Origin of the sequence: Limosilactobacillus reuteri (genome assembly GCF_013694365.1) — a bacterium.
Taxonomy (GTDB): domain Bacteria; phylum Bacillota; class Bacilli; order Lactobacillales; family Lactobacillaceae; genus Limosilactobacillus; species Limosilactobacillus reuteri_E.
In genome coordinates, this window is sequence record NZ_CP059275.1 from 901,839 (window position 1) to 926,274 (window position 24,436).

A 24,436-nucleotide genomic window follows, 5' to 3' on the forward strand; every position below is an offset into this window, starting at 1 on the left:
CTTCGTGCGAGTCGTTTTACAAAAAGTAAATCATGCAGCAGTTTCAATTGATGATGAAGTTGTTGGTAAAATTGGCCTTGGCTATTTTCTCTTAGTCGGTTTTGCTCCAGATGATACCGAAGAAAAATTAGACTACTTAGTACATAAAATTACTAATCTTCGTGTTTTTGAGGATGAAAACGGTAAGATGAATAAGGGGCTACGGGATGTTAATGGTGCAATTTTATCAGTCTCCCAATTTACCCTTTATGCTGACACTAAGCATGGAAATCGTCCTGGATTTTCACAGGCTGCTCGTCCTGAGATTGCTGAACCGTTATATGATCTTTTTAATCAAAAACTAGCTGCTACTGGTATTCCTGTTGAAACCGGACATTTTGGAGCCATGATGAAAATTGATCTGGAAAATGATGGTCCCACGACAATTATTTATGAACGCTAAATGTCAAAAGAAAAGGAATTGACACATGAAGATGTTCAAAAGATAGTTAGTTCTTATATGAATGAAGAACACTTTGCTTTAGTTGAAAAGGCATATCATTTTGCCGAGGTAGCTCACCATGATCAACGACGTAAATCTGGGGAACCGTATATTATTCATCCTATCCAAGTTGCGGGGATCCTTGCTAATCTTCATATGGATCCCGAAACAGTTTGTGCAGGATATTTACATGATATTGTAGAAGATACTGGCGCAACCTTAGATGATATTAAAGAACTCTTTGGACCAACTATTGCAATGATCGTTGATGGTGATACAAAGCTTGGTAAGATTCGTTACAAATCAAATAAAGAACAAATGGCTGCTACTCATCGTAAATTATTACTTGCAATGTCAAAGGATATTCGGGTAATGATTGTCAAGCTTGCGGACCGTCTTCATAATATGCGCACTCTTAAGCATTTGCGTCCTGATAAGCAGCGCCGCATCTCAAATGAAACCCTTGAAATTTATGCTCCAATTGCGGATCGCTTGGGTATCAGTACTATTAAGTGGGAACTAGAAGATCTATCATTACGGTACTTAAATCCGCAACAATATTACCGGATTGTCCATTTAATGAATTCACGGCGCGATCAGCGGGTTGACTATATTGATGAGTCAATTAAGTTGATAAAAAAGGCGATTGCAGATTTGGACTTAGGACCGAATGTTGAAATTTATGGCCGGCCTAAACATATTTATTCTGTCTACCGTAAAATGGTTACTCAGCATAAGCAATTTAGCCAAATCTATGATCTTCTTGCAGTTCGAATTGTCGTTGACTCAATCCGGGACTGCTATGCTGCTCTTGGAGCGATCCATACTAATTGGAAACCAATGCCTGGACGGTTTAAGGATTATATTGCAATGCCTAAGACTAACGGGTACCAATCCTTGCATACAACAATTATTGGACCAGAAGGACGGCCATTAGAAGTACAGATTCGAACTCACAAGATGCATGAAATTGCTGAATATGGGGTTGCTGCTCACTGGGCATATAAAGAAGGAAAGACTAATGGAATCCAACAAACTCAGGATAGCCAAAAGCTAAATGTCGTCAAAGAAATCCTTGAATTACGAAGTGAAAGTCAAGGCACAGATGAATTTATGCAGGGGATTCAGAGCGATATATTTACTGATAAGGTCTATGCATTCACCCCTAAAGGTGACGTAATTGAAATGCCTAAGGGATCTGGACCACTTGATATGGCTTACCAAATTCATACTGAAGTTGGTAATCATACAACTGGAGCTAAAGTAAATGGACGGATTGTACCCCTTGATTATGAGATCAAAAATGGTGATATTGTTGATATTTTGACTTCATCATCATCAGCTGGTCCGAGTCGTGATTGGTTTGATTTGGTTTCAACGCGGCGAGCTCGTAATAAGATTCGCCAATTCTTCCGTGCACATGATCGAGAAAAGAACATTGAAGAAGGAAAACAACTTCTTGAAAACGAACTCCGTGAAGCAGGATATTCGCCAGCAGAATTAATGACTGATGAAAAATGTGAGGAAGTTGCTCAAGAGACTCATTACAATAGTAGTGATGATATGTTTGCGGCCCTAGGATTTGGTGACTTGGCTCCCGTTGGTATTAGAAATCGTTTTACTGCTGATATCCGTCAGCAAGTTGAAAGCGACCGCCAACAAGCAGCAGAAAAAGCTGTACTAGAAGATCACCAGACTCTTGAGAAGCCAAATGAACGTGAAAAGCAAAAACAGGCTAAGGCATCGAGCGAGGGCGTAATTGTTGAAGGAGTTGACAATCTTCTTGTTCGTTTAAGTCATTGCTGTAGTCCAATCCCAGGAGATGCTATTACTGGCTACATTACAAAGGGACGGGGAGTATCGGTTCACCGGGATGATTGTCCGAATATTAGAGCTGCCCGTAAGAATGGCGAACGAATTGTTAGTGTATATTGGGCAAATCCTAATGGCGACAAAACAAACTACAATGCTGACTTGGAAGTTCAGGGATACAATCGAAATGGCTTATTAAATGATGTTTTACGTTCAGTAAATAACAGTACTCGCTTCTTAAATTCAGTTAACGGAAAAGTTGACCATAACAAGATGGTAACAATTAGTTTGATTATCGGAGTACGTAATTTACGACAGTTGCAATTAATCATGGATGGTTTAAAAAACATTCCAGATGTTTACGTTGTCAAAAGAATTATTCGATAGATGAATTTTATGAAAAAAGCATGGGAACATTTAGACAAACCATTATGGCTAGCTAGTGTTTTAATTGGGATTGTATTGACGCTCGTTGTTGATAAGCTTCCATTTGTTACGCGAGTGGTAATGGTAGAGATTGTCTTAATCCTTATTAATGGTATTTTTAGTATTTGGTCCGGTTATTGGATTTATAAGCACCAGCGAAAATGGGGCGAGTTATTCATTTTTCCAATCCTTTACTTGATAACTGCGTATTTCTTTATGCCCCGATATACTTATTATTTTGCCCTTGCTTACTTAGCGCTTGCGTACTTATCCTGGGCAATGCGTCAACAAAAGTAAATGCAACGCTATTTTGTTAATGTAACTCTAGCTGATGAAGTAACATTGCCATCTGAAGCAGCCCACCACTTGTTAAAGGTAATGCGCGCAGAGGTTGGAACAAGTGTTGAGCTTGTATTAGCCGACCACTGTGTTTACCTTGCGACTCTTAGTACTACAGAACCAACGGCGACATTAAAAATCAATCAGAAGTTAGATGCTGATAGTGAATTGCCAGTTTCGGTAACGCTTGCCTGCGGAATTCCAAAGACTAAAGAGAAACCAGAATTAATTGTTCAAAAGGCAACTGAATTGGGGGCAGACAAAATTGTTTTCTTCGATGCTGCTCGCTCCATTAGTCATTGGCAGGGAAATAAGCAGAAACGAAAGATCGAACGTCTGCAAAAAATAGCTGAATCAGCAGCAGAACAATCCCATCGAAATAAAATTCCGCAGGTTGAATACAGTGCAAATCTTGATCAATTGTTAGCCGATTATCCCGCTACCAAACGGATAGTTGCTTGGGAAGAATCAGCTAAACAGGGTGAAACAAGTGCTTTAGCGCAACAATTTAATGCCCTTAACCCGGGAGACTCGCTCCTTGCCATTTTTGGTCCAGAAGGTGGATTAACGGAAAATGAAATTGCTAAAATGAATGAAGCTGGCGTGGTAGCATCAGGTTTAGGACCACGAATTCTACGAACTGAAACAGCACCTTTATATTTCATGGCGGCTATCTCATATGCAATGGAATTGTCATAAATGGATTGGATAGCAATAAAGGTAATAACTTCTAGTGAGGCTGTTGAAGCAGTTAGCTATATTTTGACGGATATGGGAGCACAAGGCGTTCAAATTGAAGATGCCGCTGATTTTGCAAACTTACATGAGGGAAAGTATGGGGACCACGGTGAATTTATTGATCCATCATCAATTCCGCACCGAAAAAATGGCGCAGCAGTATCTGGATATTTCCCACAAAACGTATTTGTTCCTGAACTATTGCCAACTATCCATCAACGAGTAGCAAAATTAAGGGATTATGGCCTGAATCCAGGAGAAAATGATGTCTCAGCAGCGACTGTCGATAATCAACAATGGGCAACGGTTTGGCAAAAATATTATCACCCATTAAGAGTAACGGATCAGTTAACGATTGTTCCGCAATGGGAAGAATATGAGCCAGCAGATCCTCAAGAAAAATTAATCTTTCTTGATCCAGGAATGGCTTTTGGTACCGGAACTCATCCAACTACTCGTTTAATGCTAGAGGCCCTTGAAAAAACAATTGTTGGTAATGAATATGTAATCGATGTCGGGACAGGCTCTGGTGTTTTAAGTATTGCCGCCAAGCACTTAGGGGCAGGAAAAGTTGATGCTTATGATATTGATGAAGTAGCTGTCAGCTCAGCAAAAAAGAATCTTGCACTAAACCCGGTCGCTAAAGATATTAAGGTTGGCGTAAATAGCCTATTAGATGGGATCCATACCCAGGCAGATTTGATTGTTGCTAATATTCTTGCGGAAATCATCGTGCCTCTTATTCCTCAAGCATATGAAAATCTTAAGCCAGGTGGCAAATTCCTTGTTTCTGGAATTATCGATGATAAGGCTCCGTTGATTCGTCAAAAGTTGCAAGAGCAAGGATTTATAATTGACGATGAACAGCAGATGAAGGACTGGTACGGAATGATTACCCACAAGCCAATCGAGGTGAAATAAGTGGTTACCATTCTGAATCGAACTAAGCAGTTTATGCGCGACAATGATTTAATGTATAAAAAAGAGTACATTCGGCCAATGATGACACCCCAACACGTATATGTGTTCCGCTTTGGTAAACACAGACTAAATAATCGGGTAATTGTTCGTTATTCCCATACTTGGACCGGACGATTAAAAATTAACGAGATTGATGTTCGGTTGCATCACCAACATCATCCCCGTATTTTCTTGACTGAGTCCGACTTAATCGATTACTTAAGTCATCATTTAGAAAAAGAAAAGAAACGCGAACAAGAACGACCACATATTAGTAAAGTTGATAATGAAAATGATTAGGTGAGTCTCTTAATTGCTATTCTTATCTGCTGGTTGCTATGGAAGATTGGGGTTTTAACGGTTAAGTTCATTGGCCTAATCCTTCTTATTCTATTAATTGGAACATTAATTCATGTTTTACTTTGGCCAGCGATCCTTTTAGCAGTCATTATCTTAGGAGCAGGATTATTCACTAACTAAATGTCTAAGAATCATCAAAAAGTTGTTCTTGTTGGTGACGGTGCTGTCGGTTCAAGTTACGCCTTCGCAATGGCACAACAAGGAATTGCTGAAGAATTTGCTATCGTTGATATTATTAAGGAACGGACTGAAGGGGACGCAATGGACCTTGAAGACGCTACTGCCTTCACCGCTCCTAAGAACATCTACTCAGCAGATTACGACACTTGCAAAGACGCTGATTTAGTTGTTATTACTGCTGGTGCTCCACAAAAGCCTGGTGAAACTCGTCTTCAATTAGTTGATAAGAACTTGAAGATCATTAAGTCCGTTGTAGAACCAATCGTTAAGTCTGGTTTTGACGGAATCTTCTTAGTTGCAGCTAACCCAGTTGACATCCTTACCTATGCTGTTCAAAAGCTTTCTGGCTTCCCTAAGAACAAGGTTGTTGGTTCAGGTACTTCACTTGATTCCGCACGTCTTCGGGTTGCTCTTGGTAAGAAGCTTCATGTTGACCCTCGTGATGTTATTGCTAACATTATGGGTGAACATGGTGATTCCGAATTTGCTGCTTACTCAAGTGCTACTGTTGGTGGCAAGCCATTACTTGACATCGCTAAGGATGAAGGCATTTCAGAAGATGAATTACTTAAGATTGAAGATGATGTTCGTAACAAGGCATACGAAATCATTAACCGCAAAGGTGCTACCTTCTATGGTGTTGCCACTGCTTTAATGCGGATTTCAAAGGCTATTCTTCGTGATGAAAATTCTGTTCTCCCTATCGGTGCCCCAATGAACGGTGAATACGGACTTAACGACCTTTACATCGGTACTCCAGCTGTTGTTAATGCTTCTGGTGTTGCAAAGGTTATTGAAGTTCCACTTAACGACCGTGAAAAGAAGGCTATGGCCGACTCTGCTAAGCAATTGGAAGAAGTTGCTAAGAACGGTATGGCAAAGTTACAAGGTAACAACTAAATGGAAGATCGAGAATTAGTAATGTTTTGGCTCGCAGGTGATCATAAGTTAGCAATTCGAAAGGGGCTTACTTCGGCAATTTTAGCGAGTGAACTTAGAAAAAAGGGTTATAAGGATAAATTAATAGAAGACTTTCTTGATGATTTTGCACGTGACTTAAAAAATGATCAAAAATAGATGAGAATTCAAGCAACCGATGAACGGCATTATCTAGTAGAAGTTTTTACAAAATTGGGATTTAACCAAGATGACAGTCAATTATTAGCAGACACTCTAGTTGATGCGGATTTACGCGGGATCTCATCTCATGGGATTCAACGATTAGCATGGTATCGTCGGATGATTAAAGAGGGAACGATTATTCCACAAAATAAGGTCAAAATTATTCGTGAGTTACCAGGATCCGTCCTTGTTGACGCTAATCAAAATATGGGACAGCTCGCAACGGTTTTAGCGACTCAAAAAATAATTGAAAAGGCTAAGAAAACAGGGGTGGCAATTGCTGTTATTCGCAATTCGAATCACTTCGGCACCGCTGGTTACTATACAAGATTAGCGTTAGAAGCTGGATTGGTAGGAGTTGCCCTTACTAACACTCGTCCCCTGGTAGTCCCAACTAATGCTACTCAGGCTTTTCTTGGGTCTAATGCTTTTGCGTTTGGCTTTCCTGCTTCTCCACATCCATTTATGTTTGATGGTGCCACTTGTGTTGTTTCAGGTGGAAAAATTCAAGTTCATGCTAAAAAAGGCGAACCGTTGCCAGGCGAATGGGCAGTTGATAAAGATCGGCAGGTAGTAACTGATGCGCAAGAGGCAGAAGATATTCTTGCCACCGCGGCCTTTACTGAAGGGGAACAAAAAGGTGGAGGAGTTCTCACTCTTGGCGGAAATGATGAGGAAAATTCTAATTATAAGGGGATGGGAAATTCTATCGTAATTGAATTATTGACGGGTATTTTAGCTCAAGGCTCTATCTCTGCCGATACTGTTAGTGGTAAACATGATTTTAGTCAATTTGTAATGGTTCTTAATCCAGCATTCTTTGGTGATCCAGAGGTATTGAAGAAAGATGCCACATCAATGCTAGATCGAATTCGTCAGCTTGAACATATTCCTGGTAAAGAAATTTGGGTACCCGGTGATCGTGAGTACCGTTTATTAGCAGAAAATAAAGAAAAAGGTGTCACGATTGATGAAAAGACCTATCAAGAAATGAAAGAAATAGGAACTGAACTTGGTATTGATGTTCCTTAAATGCAAAATAAAGATGCTTGTACATCAATTATGGTCGGTAAAAAGGCTTCTCTCGACGGTGCTAATTATATTGCTCGTAATGAAGATCGCGTAAAAGCAATTGAACCCAAGCGATTTTTAGTAAAACCGGCAGTAAAAGGACGCCACGAAACCTACGTATCACCTTACAATAAAGTAACTGTAGCTTTGCCGGAAGAGGGAATTCGTTATACTTCTACACCTACCCTTGATCAAACAGCCGGACCTAATGAAGAAGATGGAATTAATGAAGCAAATGTAGCAGCTTCCTTTACTGAGAGTGTTTATGCAAATGATCGGGTGTTAGCATATGATCCATACGTAAAAAATGGCCTGGCAGAAGACTCACTTTGTACTTTAGTATTACCGTATATTCATTCTGCCCGTGAAGGAGTTGAATATACTGGAAAATTAATTGCTGAATTGGGCTCTGCTGAGGGAAATGGAATGCAATTTGCAGATGCAGATGATATTTGGTATATGGAAGTAGTAACTGGTCACCAATGGGTTGCAGTTCGTATTCCTGATGATTGTTATGCTGTTACTCCTAACCAGGTAGCAATTGAAGATATCGATTTTGACGATCCTGATAATCATATGTGGGCTGATGGAATTCAAGAATTTGTTGAAGAACACCAATTAAACCCTGACCATGACCGGTGGGATTTCCGTCATATTTTTGGTACCAGTACACAAAAAGACCGTCATTACAACACACCGCGGACCTGGTTTGCTCAACGTTACCTTAGTCCTAATGCTTCATTAGGCCAACGTCCCGAAGATTCTGAAATGCCATTTATTCGTAAGGCTGAATTTAAGATTGCTAATGAAGACATCCAATATGTTCTAAAATCGCATTTTAATGAGACACCTTACGATCCAATGGGGGATGCTCCTGAACGTAAGACTTACCGAGCTATCTCTTTATCACGGACGGCCCAATCACATATTTTACAAGTGCGCAATCTGAATAAATATAAAACAAGTATTCATTGGATTGAATTAGGGGTCCCAGCCTTTAACCCTTATGTTCCATTTTTTGCTAATGCTGACGATACTGATGAATCGTATCGAAACGTACCGGAAAAAATGAACTTAGAGTCTGCATTCTGGTTAAATGAAGCCTTAGCAGAGGTTGTTGAAAGTCATTATCAAGAATTTATGGAAAAAGATGAAGACTACCAAAAGGAGCTAAATGAATGGGCACGCCGTAAAATTGCGCAGGTTGATAAAGAAGCAGCTAGTCTTGAAAGGCAGGCATTAACTGATTATCTAACTGGGCAAAATCATGAAATAGCTACCCATTATAATGAACGGACAAAGGCCCTCTTCTTTGAATTATTAACTGAAGGCTGTGAGCTTTCAAAGATGTCATTTAAGATGGATCCTAACCTTTAAATGAGTATAATAGTTTTGCATCAAGGAGAATTTAATGGAGGTAAACTAAAACTTTTAAGAAAATCAAATGGATTAACAATGAAGGAAGTTGGAGAAAAAATTAATAAGTCAGCTTCTTTTATTTCGATGATAGAAAAGGGACAAAGCAAACCGGAATTTAGTACTATTGTTGCTTTGGGAAAAATATTTAATGTTAGACATACTTTTTTTCTGAATGATATTTCGATTCCCTATCCAACTGAAACAACTTTCTTTCGTGAACAAATTGCAGTGCCGAAACGGGATTCTGAGCAAGCAAAAAATAAAAGTATAATGATTGCTTACTGTGATTCTTTAATAAGTAATAAATTTAATCTTAGATCATTTCAATTACCTAGATATGCTCTAAAAAATAGTACTTTTAGATGTATAGATTTTGAGCAAATTGATAGCATTGCATCGCAAGTAAGGACACAATTTTCTTTAGGAATGGGGCCAATAAGTAATATGACTTTACTTATTGAAAGAATGGGAATTAGAGTTAATTTTATTGATTTTGAAAATGATAAAATAGATGCCTTGACTGAAAAAATTGGAAGCCAGTATTTCATATCAATTAATAGTAGAAGAACTTCAAGCGTTAGAATTAGATTTAATTTAGCTCACGAATTAGGACATATTCTTCTGCATTCTGGATATAGTCACAATGACATTAGTAATAATTCAAAGCATAAACGTATAGAACAAGAAGCACAGCACTTTGCAAGTGCATTATTAATGCCTGAAAAAGGTTTGGCGTTGGATATGGCACAAACTAATATGAATTTCTTGAAAGGTTTAAAACTTCACTGGTTAGTTTCTCTACAAGCTCTTATCTATCGTGGACATGAAATCGGAATAATTACAGACCGGCAAGCCCTTTTCTTAAGGCAAACTATATCACGTAATGGCTGGAGAAAAGAAGAACCATATGATCATACTATTGGTATTGAGTATCCTTCTTATATAAAAAGTGCAATTAAATTTTTGGTGAAAGATAAAGAAAGGTTCTTAGCAGAGCTATCGGAAGAATCTGGAATTTATCAAGATGAACTCTCAAAGTATTTTTATTTGTCAGAAAATAGCAATAAAAATAATATAAATCTTAAAATAGTTAGGTAGATGGATAATAATAATTCCCTTTTAGTTGCAAAAGCAGTTGCGAAAGATGAATTAGAAAAAGTTTTCGATAAAGAAACACAACTGATAACTAATCAGTGTATAGCATCAGGATATAAGAAGGTTATGGATTTTTATAAATCTGCACCTGAGTGGTTTTTTGAAGGACGAGGAGAACGAATAATTCCAGAACTTAAAAATACTGCAGTTGAATTTTGCATGATGCGTGCATGTGATAGAAAACTTTTACCTTTTTCATATGATCTTGAAAAGAACGCAAGAAAGACTGGGCAATTTTTAAAACTTTCAAGTGGTAAGGCAAGTTTAACTATAAATCAAACACAAAATAGCAGAAAAAGTAGCAGGGACGCGAAGTTCAGAAAGGAATTATTGCGTACATTTACTACTAGTTTGAATTTATTTAATTTAGATGATGAATTTGTGCCAAGTAAGTATTACTTTGAAGTGAATCATGGCTATCAAACTAGTAAACCATTATTTACCGTTGCTGGAATACCAGATGGTAACCATGGTTGGATAATATCAAAAAAGCTTAATAATGGTTTCATTATTCTTAGTGATAGTGAAAAGGACGATTTACAAACTGTTTCAAAAGATATTGAAGGTTTCCAACCTGAAGAATTTAAAGAATTTCTAAATGAAACAAAGGATGAATAAATGCGTAATCAATTTATCGATGTTTCAAGTTACCAACCAGATACTGTTGCCTTTTTCCAAGCTGCGAAAGCTCAGGGAGCACTAGGGGTCGTTGTTAAGTTAACGGAAGGGTCTGAAGATGGTTCGGCTTATGTTAACCCACGTGCGGCCGCTCAAATTCGTAATGCCTTAGCGGTTGGCTTGCGCGTTTCATGTTACCACTTTGCTCGTTATACATCAGTGGCCGATGCACAAAATGAAGCGCGGTTCTTCGTTAAGATCGCTAAGCAGTTCGGTATGTACGACGATACTCTGATGATTGATGATGCGGAAGTTCATTCGGCAGCAGATTATCAATCAGCATCCTTAGCCTTCCTCCAAGAAGTAGAAGCGCTCGGTTACAAGAATACCGGGATTTACTCCATGAAGTCCTTCTTCACTGGTGGCATTCTTAATTCACATGGCTTTGATTCCCGGAAGATTTGGATTGCCGGCTATGGTGTGACTGAACTAGGGATTGATAATGCAAGTGCTTGGCAATATTCCGATCATAACATCATGGGAATTGATACCAGTTATGACTTTGATGGAGCATTTACGACTGATTCAGTATCAGGCAATGTTCCGCAAGTTGTTATTCCAGAACCTAAGCCGGTGCAACACGTCGGCCATCCAGCAAGCGGAACCTACATTGTCCAACCAGGTGATACGTTGAGTGGGATTGCAGAAAAATACGGAACCACTTACCAGAACCTCGCAGCAATCAATGGTATTGGAAATCCAAACATGATCAATGTTGGTCAAGTCCTCAAAGTCACCGGAAAAGCATCAAAAGAAAATACTTACTTTGTTCAATCGGGCGATACGTTATCCGGAATCGCCACCAAATTCGGTACCACTGTTTCAGACCTCGTAAGCCGTAATCACATTGCTAACCCGAATGTAATTTATGTTGGTCAAAAACTCTACTTAGCCGGTAACGGACAATCCAATGCTTACACTGTCCAAGCAGGGGACACCTTAAGCGGAATTGCAGCTAAGTTTGGCAAGACCTGGCAAGCACTCGCGCAGAAGAACAGGATTGCAAATCCTAACGTAATTTATGTTGGTCAGACAATCCAAATTTAAATGAACGTTATTAGCGAAATCCCATCATATTTAATTACGGTTACCGCTTCGGTAGCCTTTTTTATTGCCCTGAAACTAATGCAAAACTTTATTCATGCCAAGGTTATCCATGCTAAAACCGAAACCTCCCGCGCCGCTTGGTCTTGTGCAGCTCAACTTGCAGATAACGCGGTTGCTTCTTTAGTCGGCAAAGACATGGCCGGTCACGAGAAGTTCCGACAAGCAACCGATATTGTCCAACAGGCACTCAAACAACAAGGTATCAAGAATATCGACCTTAATGCCATCGAGACCCTTGTTCAATCAGCTTATGAAAAGTCCTCATTGACACCAACCGTTGATCCGACATCACAACAAGAACAACCAACTAAACCTGCTACTATTCCAGCCGGCCAAGCACCAGCAATTGATCCAATGAAAGGGGAAAAATAAATGCACATCTTTACAATCCATTCCTTCCTGAGTCTTAGTTGGGCCGAATGGGGATCTATTCTAGTAATTGGAACCGCAGTATTTGGCGGGGCGCATAAATTAATTGGTAATCTAATTGATAAAGTCCTTAATCCAATCAATCAGAATCTTCAAAAACTTAATAAGAACATTGAAGACTGGAACGAATGGCACAAACATGCCAATAAGAGATTTGAAAATGGCGATAAGCACTTTATTCGCCACGATGAACAATTAAGAGATCATGAACGTCGAATTACAAATTTGGAGGAACAAAACAAATGAATGTTATTGTTAGCTAACCAATCAGATTCTAATTCATCAATTTTGGTTACAGTGCTTATAGCACTCATAAGTGGGGTTACGGCTTCTTTATTAACGGGTATTTTCACACTAATTAGTAGTTCTAAGGCGAGAGCTACTGAAACAAAAATAGCCAGAATGAAAACCGTTTCCGAATTAGTGTATGAGAATGAAATTGAGAATCTTAGTGAGTTAAAAAAGTATACGGTGAGGTTAGCAAATGATATACATGAATATACATATCGACCAAGTGACCCTGTTGAATTAATGAAAATTGTTGGGGATCCAAAAAAGTATAATCAACGAATAAAAGTATTGGCAAGGAATATTCAAGAGGATATAGCGATGATTGATTTCTCACTATCAGTAACAACTAATAATAAGTTTAAAGATGAAGTGTTCTCTAATGCTGATGAACTTTTAAAAATTGCAAAAACAATTTTGGCCATTGATGATGATAAAGAAAAAGCGTACTTAGAGCAAATAAAGTTAAAAGAGAAAAATAGAAAATTCTTAGCTTCTGTTAATAATTATGTAGATGAACAACTAAGATTATTGCCAGCCATGATTAATAGCTTTAAATAGATGGAAAAGATGAAATGGGGAGAAAAAGTAGTTGAAGAGATATATCGTTTCAAGAATCATGAACAAAAATTACCAGCAATAGATGTTCAACTTGTAGCTTGGAAGTCAGGAAAAGTAGGATTAAAGATTACAAATTATATAGGCAATCCTATACATTATGAAACCAAAATTATCTCTTTCTATAATAAAACCGGTGTTTATAATACATTTACTTTTATAATTCCTAAACTTGATTGTCTATTTACAACATTAAATAAAATCCGACCATTTAAAAAGGAGGCAGTGTATAATCCTAAAATTCTTAAAAATCAAGATACTGTTATTATTAGTATGCTTAAAAATAATGAAAGATTTAGAGAAGAAAATCCATTTAGAATTCCAGCATCATTAGATACAGCCTATGCTAATACCTCTAATAATAAAATTACAAGTGATTTTCGCAGAATTCTTTTGTTAAAAGATTCTACAAGTGGTAATACATACGTTTATATATTATCATTACATAATCAACGTTTTGTTTTGATAAAACGAAAGTACGGAATAATGATGTATGCAAAACCACTTATTTTTACGAATAAAGAATCTAAAAACGTTGAAATATACGATGTAAAAAGTTTGATAGATAAAAGCAAGAATATTGATGAATCAGCATTAGAATATTAAATGCAAACACAGGTCGTAACTTTAGATGTCTTAAAACCAATCGGGACCACTGTTGACCTATCCGATAGTTTTAATGCTCGAGTAGGGGACAAGATGACTCCCTTTCAATTATTTATTACTGAAGGTGGTGTGGCCAAAGATCTTAAGGGAATACATCCGGAACTAGAAGCCGAAGTCGGCAATGGTGCTTTACGTAATGGCGTAGCAGTCATGGCCGCTGGTGCTAAGGGCGTTCACTGGGTCGGTAGTACCAATAATGTCACTGGCTATAATCAATTAACCTTAGCTTTCCCAGCCGAAGTATTTCCCCAATCCGGTTTCTGCTACGGTCATTTAATCCTAGCCAATGACGCCGGCGTCCGCGAAACATCCGTTGACATCTGGTTCCAAGTCCTTGATGGCACACCATTAATGGGACTAGTTGCGGATCATTATGATTCAGAATTGCAACTGGAATTAGCAAAGGCAAAGAATGCTAATGACCAGTTTTCTCAGGAAATGCGAAAAACGTATGGCTTGGAAGTAACGGCAGCTGAAAATGCCTTAATTCAAGCTACAAATCACCTAAATAGTCTTGCAGCTACTGCCGGTGATATTGAAGCAAAAATTAAGGCAAATGATATTGCAACGAAAACCGAACTGGCGAATACTCAGCGTGATATTACAACCACCTTAGCACAAGTAGCTATTAATCCAGAAGCTTTTGATACGTTATCCGCACTACAACAAACATATCCTAATGGGAAGGCTGGATTGTTTATAGTTGCTGAAAATGATCATAAGTATATGTATATTGATCATACATGGAAGGATTGTGGCCCCTTTGTTGGTGCTGGTCTTTTAGATAAAAGTGTTAATGTTAATAAGTTAAGTCAAGTCCTTCAAGATTCATTAGTCCCAACTGTTGAAGAAGTACCGATTACTGGGCAATGGAGTGGCTACGTTTCAATTCAGACAGGACATAATGTTGACAATGATGATACTTATTATTCTGATGCTATTCCGGTAACACCAGGAGAGGTTTATTTAGTCAATGGAACGACATACTTTGATGCTCGAACAGTTATTTTATGGGACACTAAGGAAAATATCGTTGGATACTTTCCACAGTCTTTAACGGATAAAGAACTTGATTCAAAGCAAGCGTTTATATTTGCTATTCCGCAAGGCGCTATAACTATGTATATCAACACTAAAAAGGGGAATGGTAATGAACGCCATCTTTACAAAGTAAAGAATTTTGATCGAGTTCAAGATGCCACAACAGATTTTGTTTCATCTGTTGTTAATGGTAAGCAGGCAAAATGTCAGCCGGTAAAATTGACTAAATGTAATAATGATGGTTATTGGCAGTATCAATACGGTTATTACCAATACGATACTGATGGAACAACGAAGGTAGTCGGGTACAATCAAATTTCTATTAAACCGTTTGAAACCTATCGAATTAAGGGTAACTCCTACTTCGAAGCTAATCTATATAATATCTATGATTATGCAGGTCGATTGATTGAAAGTTTTCCTAATAATAATTTAGATGCGCAATTCTATGATCAAACTTTTACCGTTCCTTATAATGGTGCTTTCCTGAAAGTTAACCAGCACAAAGATGGCCCTGAGGTTGCCTTAGAAAAAGTAATCGAATGGCACGATAAATCACCAATTGCTGGTAAGAAATGGGTTGCCATTGGTGATAGTTGGACGGCTGCCAACACTTTAGGGAATACAGTAGCTAATTACACTAATTATGTGGCAGATCGGCTAGGTGTAACTATGGTTAACGCTGGTGTTGGTGGTACTGGCTATGTCGCTCAAAATGGTAACTATGGAGATCAATTCTATAATCGACAAATTCCTGCTGATGGTGATGCTTATACAATCCTTGGAAGTTTTAATGATGTATTCGTTGATGGCTTTAAATTCGGTGATGTTCGCGATACAGATAAATTAACTCTCTGGGGTGGTATGAAAGCTACACTAGACCACATCTGGTCAATTAAAGATGATGCAGCAGTTGGCATCATCGCTCCCGGGCCTTGGGGTGCATTCAATCCTCAAAATGAAAATAACTGGGATAAACTCAATATGAAAGCTAGTGAGATTGGGGAACAGTATGTGGCTACAATGAAGAAGTTTTCAGATTACTACTCATTGCCATTCCTTGATTTGTATCATCAATCGGGATTACGGCCGTGGGATCCTAGCTTTGTAGCAAAGTATTATCATGGTACAAGTGACACTGATAGTACGCATCCTAATACCAATGGTCATCGGATTTTTGCACCGAAAATCATAGATTATCTCAGTAAATTATTTAACTAAATGGGAGAAACTAATAATCTCAAATATATTGAAGAAACATCGCCACAAGCATTGATTGACGTGCTTAATTTCGATTTTGAGCAGACGGCCAATCACTATAATTCTTTCTGCCAGCTCATCAATGACCGGTTAGCGATTCGTAATTCATTGCATTACAATCACAGCTCAATTGATCCTGATTTCAATCGCAGAACTCGACTTGACTTGATAAAAAATATCCGTGATTTGAACCAGGCCTTTAATAAGCTCGCAAGTCTGCTTAATCAATCGCCATTCAGAAAGGTAGATAAAGGGCGGATTATTCCTTATGACTTCACTGCTTGGATTGATGTCGGCATTAAACTAACGAAAGAGCAAATCAACGACTACATCAAGCAAGTCGAAAACGTCCTAAAAGAATTATTTGATTTCAAAATAAAATATCGTCTTAACGACTAATTGATGACACCTCATAAAGAGACAACTAAGGAGCCGATTGGAGACATTATTCTCTGGCCAACAATGCAAAGCGAATGGTCTAAGAATTCGACCTTTCAATTGACTTTCTCAGTATTTGACTATGATTCAGCATTGTATGATCCGCTAGATGTTGAAAGTTCGATTGTGCTTGAGGGACAGGAATATATCGTAAAAAATTGTGTTGAAAACTTTGATACGAACACGAAAAATATCACTGCCTGGCATGTCTATAATGAGATTAGTCGAATTTATAAACGAAGTGACCTTACCTTGAATAACAATCAGGATAGTAATGCTAGTAAGGATCAGTCTTATGGAGTTGAGGACTTACTAAAGGCATGGATTGATGGCAATAAGCTAGGCTTTAGCTATGAAGTTCATGGTAATTTTGATAAACAATCAACTCCTAAGTTTGATAGTGGCAGTGGTAAAGAGATGCTTAGTAAGATTACTGAGTTATGGCCAAGTGCAGTTATATATCCAGACAACAAGAAGATACGGGTGTATTCAGAAGATGAGTTCTATAAGGATAATGGTCGAGTGATTGATTTTCCGAGGGATGCAAAGTCAGTTAAAACTACTCGGGACAGTCAATCAATTATTAACATGATTCGTTGTGTTGGTGGTAAGCATGAGGTTCAGCACACTGTTTATACCGGAACAGGTGGAACTAATGCTAATGGGCCAACTGAGCCAGTTAATGGTGATTGGACACCAGTTATTCAGTATGCTGCTAGCCTTTATGGAATAAAGCCAAATGATCAGCAGCTTAATGTTTTACGGGCACAAATTCGTTTGGAATCGGGCGGTCGGGAAGATGCTCAACAGCCTGGAGCTGATCCAGATGGTGATGGCTCTGGTCCGGCACTTGGGTTACTTCAATTTAAACAACGAACTTTTAATTATTATTGTCGAGAACCGTATACTAATGTTAAATGTGGCTTTGATACGTTAGTTACGTTCTTCAATATTCCTAATGCGCTAGGACAAATTAATGGTGTTACTGGTTGGAGTCCTCATGGTGCCCCAATCACGAAAGATAAATTGATCATTTCACCACCTAATCCGTGGGGATGGCCTTTTCCAGATGTTGGAGAAGGTCATTTTTCATTGGGGCAAACTTTTGGAACACACCCTCAAGATGGAGTAGGGCGAACTAATGGTTTTCACGATGGCCTTGATTTTGGTTCTGTCGATCATCCTGGACGCGATGTTCATGCGATTCATGGTGGAAAAGTCCAGGATATTGGATACATTGCTGGACTGGAAAACTATATAACTATTGTGTCGAATGATTATTTAATTTGCTACCAGGAAGCATTTTTGAATCGAGGAGATATTACTGTTCAAGTTGGGCAAGAAGTTAAAACGGGGGATGTCATTGGCCACCGTGATACTAGCCATCTTCATATCGGAATTACTAAGCAAAAGAATTTAATGACTGCATTGAAAAGTGCCTGGTCAAATGATGGAACCTGGCTTGATCCCTTACAAGTTATACGTGATGGTATCGGTGGTAAAGAAACTAATGATACTGTCGGGAATGATACAACTACAGAATCACAAGAAGAGTATTACTTCCAACCGTTTATGGTAGTTGATCAAAAGTCAATTGACGAATGGGGAGAACATCCTGGGCCTGATCTTGTTGATGAAAGATTTCAAGATGCAGATGCAATGCGTAAATATGCCTTAACTACTCTTAAACCTGATCCAGATTTAAATATTGAAGTCACGCTTCAGGGGAATTCATTTGTACCTGTTGCCGGTGAAATTCTAAGGGTGCTTGCGCGTGATAAATATTCAGGTAGTTATAAGACCGTTGGCTATACGATTTATCCGGAAGCTAAGGGACAAGATAATCAGATTACGTTAAATAATTCAAAAACGACTATTTTAGATTATCAAAACCAGAAAGCTAAACGTCTGCAGGAAGCTCTTGAAGAACAACGACTTCGGATTAGTGGATTAGCAAATAGCATGGATCAGCAATCCAAGTCATTAACGCAAGTCGTGAATGATAAGAAAGAGACGGATAAGAATATGGAAGCAGTAGACCAGAATATTTACTGGATGCAAAATGGTCAGCATAATTTAGTAACTACGATGACCGGCGGAACTGCTTCCAGCGAAAAATATAATGACAGTCCAGTACTTGAGGTAGAGCAAGGCACTCTCAGAAGCAATGAATTTAACCTCAACGGTGCCTCCTCCATCTCAAGTTGTCTCATGGCTAAGTTAAACGCGACTGATAATTCAATTTACGCCACTACTTATGTCGAGTTCCTAAAAAGCGATGGTAGTTCTGCTGGCAAGTCGAATGTTGTCTATATCGTCAATAACGGCGCTTGGCAATCCGCCGGCACAGTCAATATTAAGATTCCAGCCGGAACTACTAAAGGAAGATTAATTTTCGATGTTTCCGGATCTGGTAAGGCATACGTATCACGGGCTCAAGTAAATCTAGGTTATAGAGTGACGGATTGGGGAAGTTTGAAGTGAGTGGTCGTAATCGCTGTAAACATTCTTTACATTAAAATCGATGATCAAAAAGAAGTGGCCAGCACAGATATTACTGACCACTTAACTTTTCTTGGCTTAACTGAATCGCCTAGTATTGTTAATAATTACCGTGATGATTCCCAACAAGATGGTCAAATTTGGAGTTATTCCCGTTATGGCCAAACGACGATCACCGCTAAGTTCTTATTACAGTTCTTTGATCGAAAAGACTTTAAGATGGCAAAGCATGAGATTTATCGTGTCTTTGCACAAAAAGGAATCTTTAGGTTAAGAACAGGAGTTGAGCCGGATATTGTCCGTTACTGTCGGGCTAGTTCTTTTGAGATTAAAAGCGAACCAGAAGAAGTTAACTATTGTACGTTTGAAGTGCCTTTCGAAAATCCTAGTGGGATGCGATTTAGTAAATTGCATACGGATGAGATGAAAGATGAGGATTTCTCAGACTTGAATATGAACATGGATGAGGAAACTCCTTCATACCATTTCAAAGGCCAGAATAAGTTTTCTATCCTTAATGATAGTGATATTACAATCGATCCTGTTGAACAGCGTCATGATCTAAAAATTACTATTAAGCATAATGGTGGAAAATTCACGGTAAAGAATACAACTACTAATACTTCTTGGACGTACAATCAAAATCTATCTGGAAACGATACTCTCTTGTTAAAGGGACGCCGAACATTTAAGAATAACAATCCGGATAGTGCCAATACCGATTATGGGTATATTACTTTAGCGCCTGGAAAGAATAACTTTGAAGTTACTGGTGCAGATGACTTGGAAATTACATTTAGTTTCCCATTTATGTATCTTGGTTAGATGACCCAATCATTAGGACATTTGGCAGCAACTGTTAGTTTGGATATTGATCCGTTTAAAGCGGCTAATGGTGTTTTAAAAGCGCAAATTAAATCAACAGCCAATGCTTTGCGTGCGCAAGAAGCGGCACTGAAAGCATCCGGTGGAAGTATTAATAATATACGTGCTGCTTATGCGACTATGAGTCAACAAATGCGCAATTATAATGCGCAACTCCAGAATGCTAAGAAAGCAATGGATGATACTACCAGGAGCGAGCAGTCACGAACTAAGGCAGCAACCCAATATAATAAAACGTCTGCGCAAATTGAACAATTACGTGGACGAATGCAAGCTCTTAATCGTGATATTGAATTGCAGTCGAATAAGTGGACACAACTTGCTAATCGCACTCAACATTTTGGAAATGTGGCCACCAATGTTGGTTCTAAAATATCTGGTGTCGGTCGAGGGATGTCGACTTATTTAACAGCTCCAATTGCGGCAGGGTTAACATATTCCGCTAAGAAACTCGTTGACTTCCAAGATCAAATGACAAAGGTCAAGAACGTTATTCGAACTTCCGGAGAATCAGCTGCAGAAACGAATGCCGCATATAAAACGATGACTGCAGATGCCCGAAAGTATTCTGACGAGTACGGTGTTAGTCAGCAAAAGATTGCTGCCGGGTATCAAGATCTAGTAAAGCGTGGTTATACATCTAAAGCAGCAATTGGAGTAATGCGGAACGAACTTAAAGCATCTGTGGCCACTGGGGATGACTTTAATGATGTAATCAAAGTTGCTTCGCAGACAATGGAATCTTTTGGACTGGCTACTGATAAAGCAGGACGTCCAATCAAGAATGCTGCAGTCATGCAGCGTAGATCTACTAAAACATTAAATGAGTTAGCCTATGCTGCCGATGCCACATCAACTGATTTTCAATCACTTGGTGTGGGAATGTCATATGTTGGCTCAACTGCTCATCAAGCAGGTTTTAGTCTCTCGGAAACTGCTAGTGCAATGGGGATCTTGTCTAATAATGGTCTAGAAGCAGACAAAGCTGGTACTGGTCTACGAAAGGTTATCAATTCACTAATTACGCCAACCGCTAATGGTCAAAAAGCTTTAGCAAGTATTAATTTAAGTACTAAAGATTTTCTTACTAAGAGTGGAAAGTTAAAATCAATGTCGTCTATTTTTAAGACGTTAAATGACCATATGAAAGGCTTATCTGGTCACCAAAAGAATGATATTTTTCATGCGTTATTTGGAACAACTGGACAACAAGCTGGGGCAATTTTAACCGAAAACGCTAATCGGTTACGTGAACTTAATAAAGAAGTTCAAAACTCTGCCAAGCGGGATTATATCGGCGACTTGTCACAGAAAAACCTTCAATCTCCTAAAGCACAATTAGCAATCTTCAAGGAGTCTTTAACTAACGCTGGAATGGATATGGCTAAGTATGTTCTGCCAGCAGTGATTCCGTTAGTACAGAATATTTCCAAACTTGCTCATGGCTTCGGAGATTTATCACCGGCTGTTCAGAAGGCAATTGTAGCAACTACTTTATTCACTGCCGGAGCTGGCCCGTTGTTCTTAATTCTTGGTAAGTTGACGAGCGGTGCTGGTAAAACTGTCCTCACTTTTGGTAAGCTTGCCGCTGGTTTAGGCCGAGCCCAGACTGCAATGAAATTAGGAGCCAGTGGGTTAGACGTTATTGGCTCAGCTTTTTCAAAATCAACGTTTCAAGCTGCAAAGTTTGGAACAACCATGACTGGTGCAGGTGGTCGGGCGGTTCAAGCTGCTAACGGTGTTGGTGCTGCGACTGTCGCTTTACAAGGTACCGGTGTAGCTGCAGGTGAAGCAGGTGCTGCTACTGCTGCGGCTGGAGTATCTTTAGGAACAGTTGCCGCTGTTGCTGGAGTTGCTACTTTAGCCATTGCCGGCGGAATTACTGTTTGGGAGCTTTGGGGTAAGAAAGCTGTTGAATCATCACAACGAACGGATCGTTGGGGATCTGACGTGGGTGCAGCTGCTGATAAAGCTCTTGGAAAATTTAAGGATACTTCAACTGGTATTCAAGCAGCTCTAACCGATATGGATACTGCAACAAAAACTTCTACTAAAAGTATGGCAGATTCATTTGATCGCGAATTTAGTCAAATGGAATCAGATGCCCGGAAACATTTAGAAGGTGTTAAAAAGGCTGAGAAAGATATGTCTCCAGAAGTTGCTGCTGCAGTTGATCGGGAAGCACAGCATGAAAAAGATACGATGAATAAGATCCTTAGTAATGCTGATCAAGCCAGGACAAGAGCAAATACAATCCTACAGACTTCTAATAAGAATGTCGCTAGTTTAAGCGATACTCAACGAGTAATGTTGCAAAATAATCAGCAACAGATTGTTGATGATGAACTCAAAATGTGGAGCTTAACTGGTAATCAGCGTAAAAAAGCAATGGCAGCATTAAATAACGATGTTGCTAATATGTCTCATCGCCAACGTAATACAGCATTGGCCGATTTGCGTACTCAATCTGATAATATGCGTAATGAATATGCAAAACAGGAAAATAGTCTTAAGCGTCAATTAAAAGCTGGAACTATTAATCAAAATGAGTATGCGGCTGGTATGCGAGCTAATAAAAAAACTCTTCAAGACTATGTTGATAAGGCTTCTGCTGAATATATTCGGTTAGCACGTGCAAATGGGCAATCTACAAGTCGCATTAAAGAAGATATGCAAGCAGAAGGATTAAGTTATTCGGCTGGAATGAAACAACTGGATAAGCTGGCCAAAAATGCTGAAAAGAATTCTAAGAGTATTGCTGTTTCCCTTGACGGTCTCAAAGGTAAAACTAAGGATGCCGCTAAAATGTGGAATGACTTAGTTTTCGATCCCAAAACTGGTAAGGTTCGGACCAACGCCCAGGAGGAAGTTAACAAGGCTGTTAATTCCAAAGATCAATGGAACCAAATTAAACTTCTGAAAAAGGAAGGTAAGTTAAGTACCAATGCTCAACAAATGGTGGCAGCTGCATTAATCGAAAATGGTAAATGGGATAGCATGAGTTGGAAAGAGCAGAAAGCTTGGTTGAAAGACGGATTTAGTGAAACAATTGTTCAAGCTTTAGAGAAGTCGGGAAAATGGAATAATCTTGATCTTAAGACCAAAGAAGCAATTGTTAAGGCTAAAGGTAAGCAAGAAATGGCCGACATTCTGCTTGAATCCGGTGCATGGAATTCCTTGTCATTAAAACAACAGGAAGCAGTAATTACTAATAAGGCAACTAAGCCAATTTATGAAGCCTTGCAAAGTTCCGGACAGTGGAATAATTTAACCTTAAAACAACAGGAAGCGATTATTGACGCTAAAGGAACTCCACAATTAGTTGATGCATTAGTGCAGGCTAACCAATGGAATAATCTTACATTTAAGCAGCAGCAAGCATTAGTAACAACTAAAGGGACTGCTGATGTAATGGATGCTTTGAATAAGATCGGACGATGGAATCAATTATCGCCTAAACAACAAGAAGCCATTGTTAATGCCAAAGGTTCTGGCCAATTAGGGGAATTAATTTCAAAGTACAATCTTTGGAAAGGGATGCCAGCAAGTACAGTTAAGCAAATTGTTGCAGAAGATAGAGCCAGTGGAAACTTAAAGGCTGCTAATGATGCAATTCTTGCTTGGCAACGTGCTAACCCTGGCGCTCCTAAAAATGCTTTAGCCGTTGATAATGCTAGTGGACCATTTCGAAATGCTACTGGGAGTGTATTTAACTGGAATGGAACTGGTGCAAACTCAAAGTCAGCCAATGGGTTTGATAATGCTTCTGGTCCGTTTGGTTCTGCTACTGGTTCAGTCGGAAATTGGAATGGGACTGGCGCAAATACTAAAACTGCTAAGGCTAATGACCAAGCTACCAGTGTTATTAAAGGAGCTATTGACTGGATTAACAAATGGAATAGTACAAGCCCAATTGTTCAGACTATAAAGACTGTCCATGAGTTTGTTACTAAGCATCACGCTAAAGGTACTAACTATCACCCAGGTGGTCCGATGGTTGTTAATGATCAACCTGGACCGGTCTTTCGAGAAGCTGTTCAATTCCCGGGGGCAGAACCATTTATTCCGTTTGGTAGAAATGTTCTTTTAGATGCACCTCGTGGAACAAAAGTTGTTAAAGCTAGTGATACTGCTAAGATGTTTAAGCACTTACCACAATATGCTAATGGTACTGATGATGCCGTTTCTGTATTAACTAACTTTAAGCCTAATATGCAAAGTACCCAAGTTGTAAATAATTACAATAACGGTGGCCAAAGTAATAATGGGATGCAAAAAGAGATGTTAGATCGGATGGACCAGATGCTTAATCGCTTTGGGACAATGCTGGGCTTAAATGCAGCTCAACTTTCTGCAATTAAAGCCGGCGCCTTTGACAAGAACCAGTTTTATAGTATTGAAGGAACTGATCAAGCATTATTTGATAATCAACATCTTTAGATGATTGATGATTCAATCAAG

At 38.9% G+C, this 24,436-nt stretch carries 23 protein-coding genes; all 23 read left to right on the forward strand.

The window, feature by feature from the left end; translation table 11 throughout:
- The first annotated feature begins 4 nt into the window (after window positions 1-4).
- Genes dtd through HHK02_RS05400 form a run of 23 tightly spaced genes read left to right on the forward strand, consistent with a single transcriptional unit; the run spans window position 5 to window position 24,415 of the window.
- Window positions 5-442: a D-aminoacyl-tRNA deacylase gene (gene dtd / locus HHK02_RS05290; RefSeq protein WP_003665822.1), complete on the forward strand. Its 438-nt coding sequence runs from the start codon at window positions 5-7 to the stop codon at window positions 440-442.
- Window positions 443-2,680, forward strand: coding sequence for a RelA/SpoT family protein (locus HHK02_RS05295; protein ID WP_181462835.1), 2,238 nt, complete (start codon window positions 443-445; stop codon window positions 2,678-2,680). It begins immediately after the preceding gene.
- Window positions 2,681-3,016 (forward strand): hypothetical protein, encoded by a 336-nt coding sequence (locus tag HHK02_RS05300; protein ID WP_181462836.1) that lies wholly within the window; start codon window positions 2,681-2,683, stop codon window positions 3,014-3,016.
- On the forward strand, window positions 3,017-3,757 hold the full coding sequence (locus tag HHK02_RS05305; RefSeq protein ID WP_181462837.1) for a 16S rRNA (uracil(1498)-N(3))-methyltransferase: 741 nt from the start codon (window positions 3,017-3,019) through the stop codon (window positions 3,755-3,757).
- A complete protein-coding gene (gene prmA, locus HHK02_RS05310; RefSeq protein WP_181462838.1) occupies window positions 3,758-4,717 on the forward strand; it encodes a 50S ribosomal protein L11 methyltransferase in 960 nt (319 codons plus the stop codon). It begins immediately after the preceding gene.
- Between the two features lie 33 nt (window positions 4,718-4,750).
- Window positions 4,751-5,056, forward strand: coding sequence for a hypothetical protein (locus tag HHK02_RS05315; RefSeq protein WP_003668153.1), 306 nt, complete (start codon window positions 4,751-4,753; stop codon window positions 5,054-5,056).
- The gene (locus tag HHK02_RS05320; RefSeq protein WP_003668154.1) at window positions 5,057-5,236 is read left to right on the forward strand and encodes a hypothetical protein; all 180 of its coding nucleotides are present in this window, start codon (window positions 5,057-5,059) and stop codon (window positions 5,234-5,236) included.
- Window positions 5,237-6,196 (forward strand): L-lactate dehydrogenase, encoded by a 960-nt coding sequence (locus tag HHK02_RS05325; protein ID WP_003665815.1) that lies wholly within the window; start codon window positions 5,237-5,239, stop codon window positions 6,194-6,196.
- A complete protein-coding gene (locus HHK02_RS05330) occupies window positions 6,197-6,373 on the forward strand; it encodes a hypothetical protein (RefSeq protein WP_003671106.1) in 177 nt (58 codons plus the stop codon). It begins immediately after the preceding gene.
- Window positions 6,374-7,450, forward strand: coding sequence for an Ldh family oxidoreductase (locus HHK02_RS05335; protein WP_152726815.1), 1,077 nt, complete (start codon window positions 6,374-6,376; stop codon window positions 7,448-7,450).
- Window positions 7,451-8,866 carry a C69 family dipeptidase gene (locus tag HHK02_RS05340; protein ID WP_181462839.1) on the forward strand — a complete coding sequence of 472 codons (1,416 nt, stop codon included), beginning with the start codon at window positions 7,451-7,453 and terminating at the stop codon, window positions 8,864-8,866.
- On the forward strand, window positions 8,867-10,006 hold the full coding sequence (locus HHK02_RS05345; RefSeq protein WP_181462840.1) for a helix-turn-helix domain-containing protein: 1,140 nt from the start codon (window positions 8,867-8,869) through the stop codon (window positions 10,004-10,006). It begins immediately after the preceding gene.
- Entirely contained in the window at window positions 10,007-10,681 is a 675-nt protein-coding gene (locus tag HHK02_RS05350) for a hypothetical protein (RefSeq protein ID WP_086141341.1), read from the forward strand.
- Window positions 10,682-11,788, forward strand: a complete 1,107-nt coding sequence (locus HHK02_RS05355; RefSeq protein ID WP_181462841.1) for a LysM peptidoglycan-binding domain-containing protein — start codon at window positions 10,682-10,684, stop codon at window positions 11,786-11,788.
- The gene (locus HHK02_RS05360; protein ID WP_181462842.1) at window positions 11,789-12,220 is read left to right on the forward strand and encodes a phage holin, LLH family; all 432 of its coding nucleotides are present in this window, start codon (window positions 11,789-11,791) and stop codon (window positions 12,218-12,220) included.
- A complete protein-coding gene (locus tag HHK02_RS05365) occupies window positions 12,221-12,523 on the forward strand; it encodes a hypothetical protein (protein WP_003663688.1) in 303 nt (100 codons plus the stop codon).
- Window positions 12,524-13,126 (forward strand): hypothetical protein, encoded by a 603-nt coding sequence (locus HHK02_RS05370; RefSeq protein ID WP_181462843.1) that lies wholly within the window; start codon window positions 12,524-12,526, stop codon window positions 13,124-13,126. It begins immediately after the preceding gene.
- Window positions 13,127-13,789, forward strand: a complete 663-nt coding sequence (locus HHK02_RS05375) for a hypothetical protein (protein ID WP_181462844.1) — start codon at window positions 13,127-13,129, stop codon at window positions 13,787-13,789.
- Complete coding sequence (locus tag HHK02_RS05380) at window positions 13,790-16,111, forward strand: SGNH/GDSL hydrolase family protein (RefSeq protein ID WP_181462845.1); 2,322 nt, start codon at window positions 13,790-13,792, stop codon at window positions 16,109-16,111. It abuts the gene before it with no gap.
- Window positions 16,112-16,549, forward strand: a complete 438-nt coding sequence (locus HHK02_RS05385; RefSeq protein WP_181462846.1) for a hypothetical protein — start codon at window positions 16,112-16,114, stop codon at window positions 16,547-16,549.
- A 3-nt stretch (window positions 16,550-16,552) separates the two neighbouring features.
- Window positions 16,553-19,072: a phage tail protein gene (locus tag HHK02_RS05390; protein ID WP_181462903.1), complete on the forward strand. Its 2,520-nt coding sequence runs from the start codon at window positions 16,553-16,555 to the stop codon at window positions 19,070-19,072.
- Window positions 19,073-19,915, forward strand: a complete 843-nt coding sequence (locus HHK02_RS05395; protein WP_086131862.1) for a phage tail domain-containing protein — start codon at window positions 19,073-19,075, stop codon at window positions 19,913-19,915.
- Complete coding sequence (locus HHK02_RS05400) at window positions 19,916-24,415, forward strand: phage tail tape measure protein (RefSeq protein WP_181462847.1); 4,500 nt, start codon at window positions 19,916-19,918, stop codon at window positions 24,413-24,415.
- The last annotated feature ends 21 nt before the right edge of the window (window positions 24,416-24,436 follow it).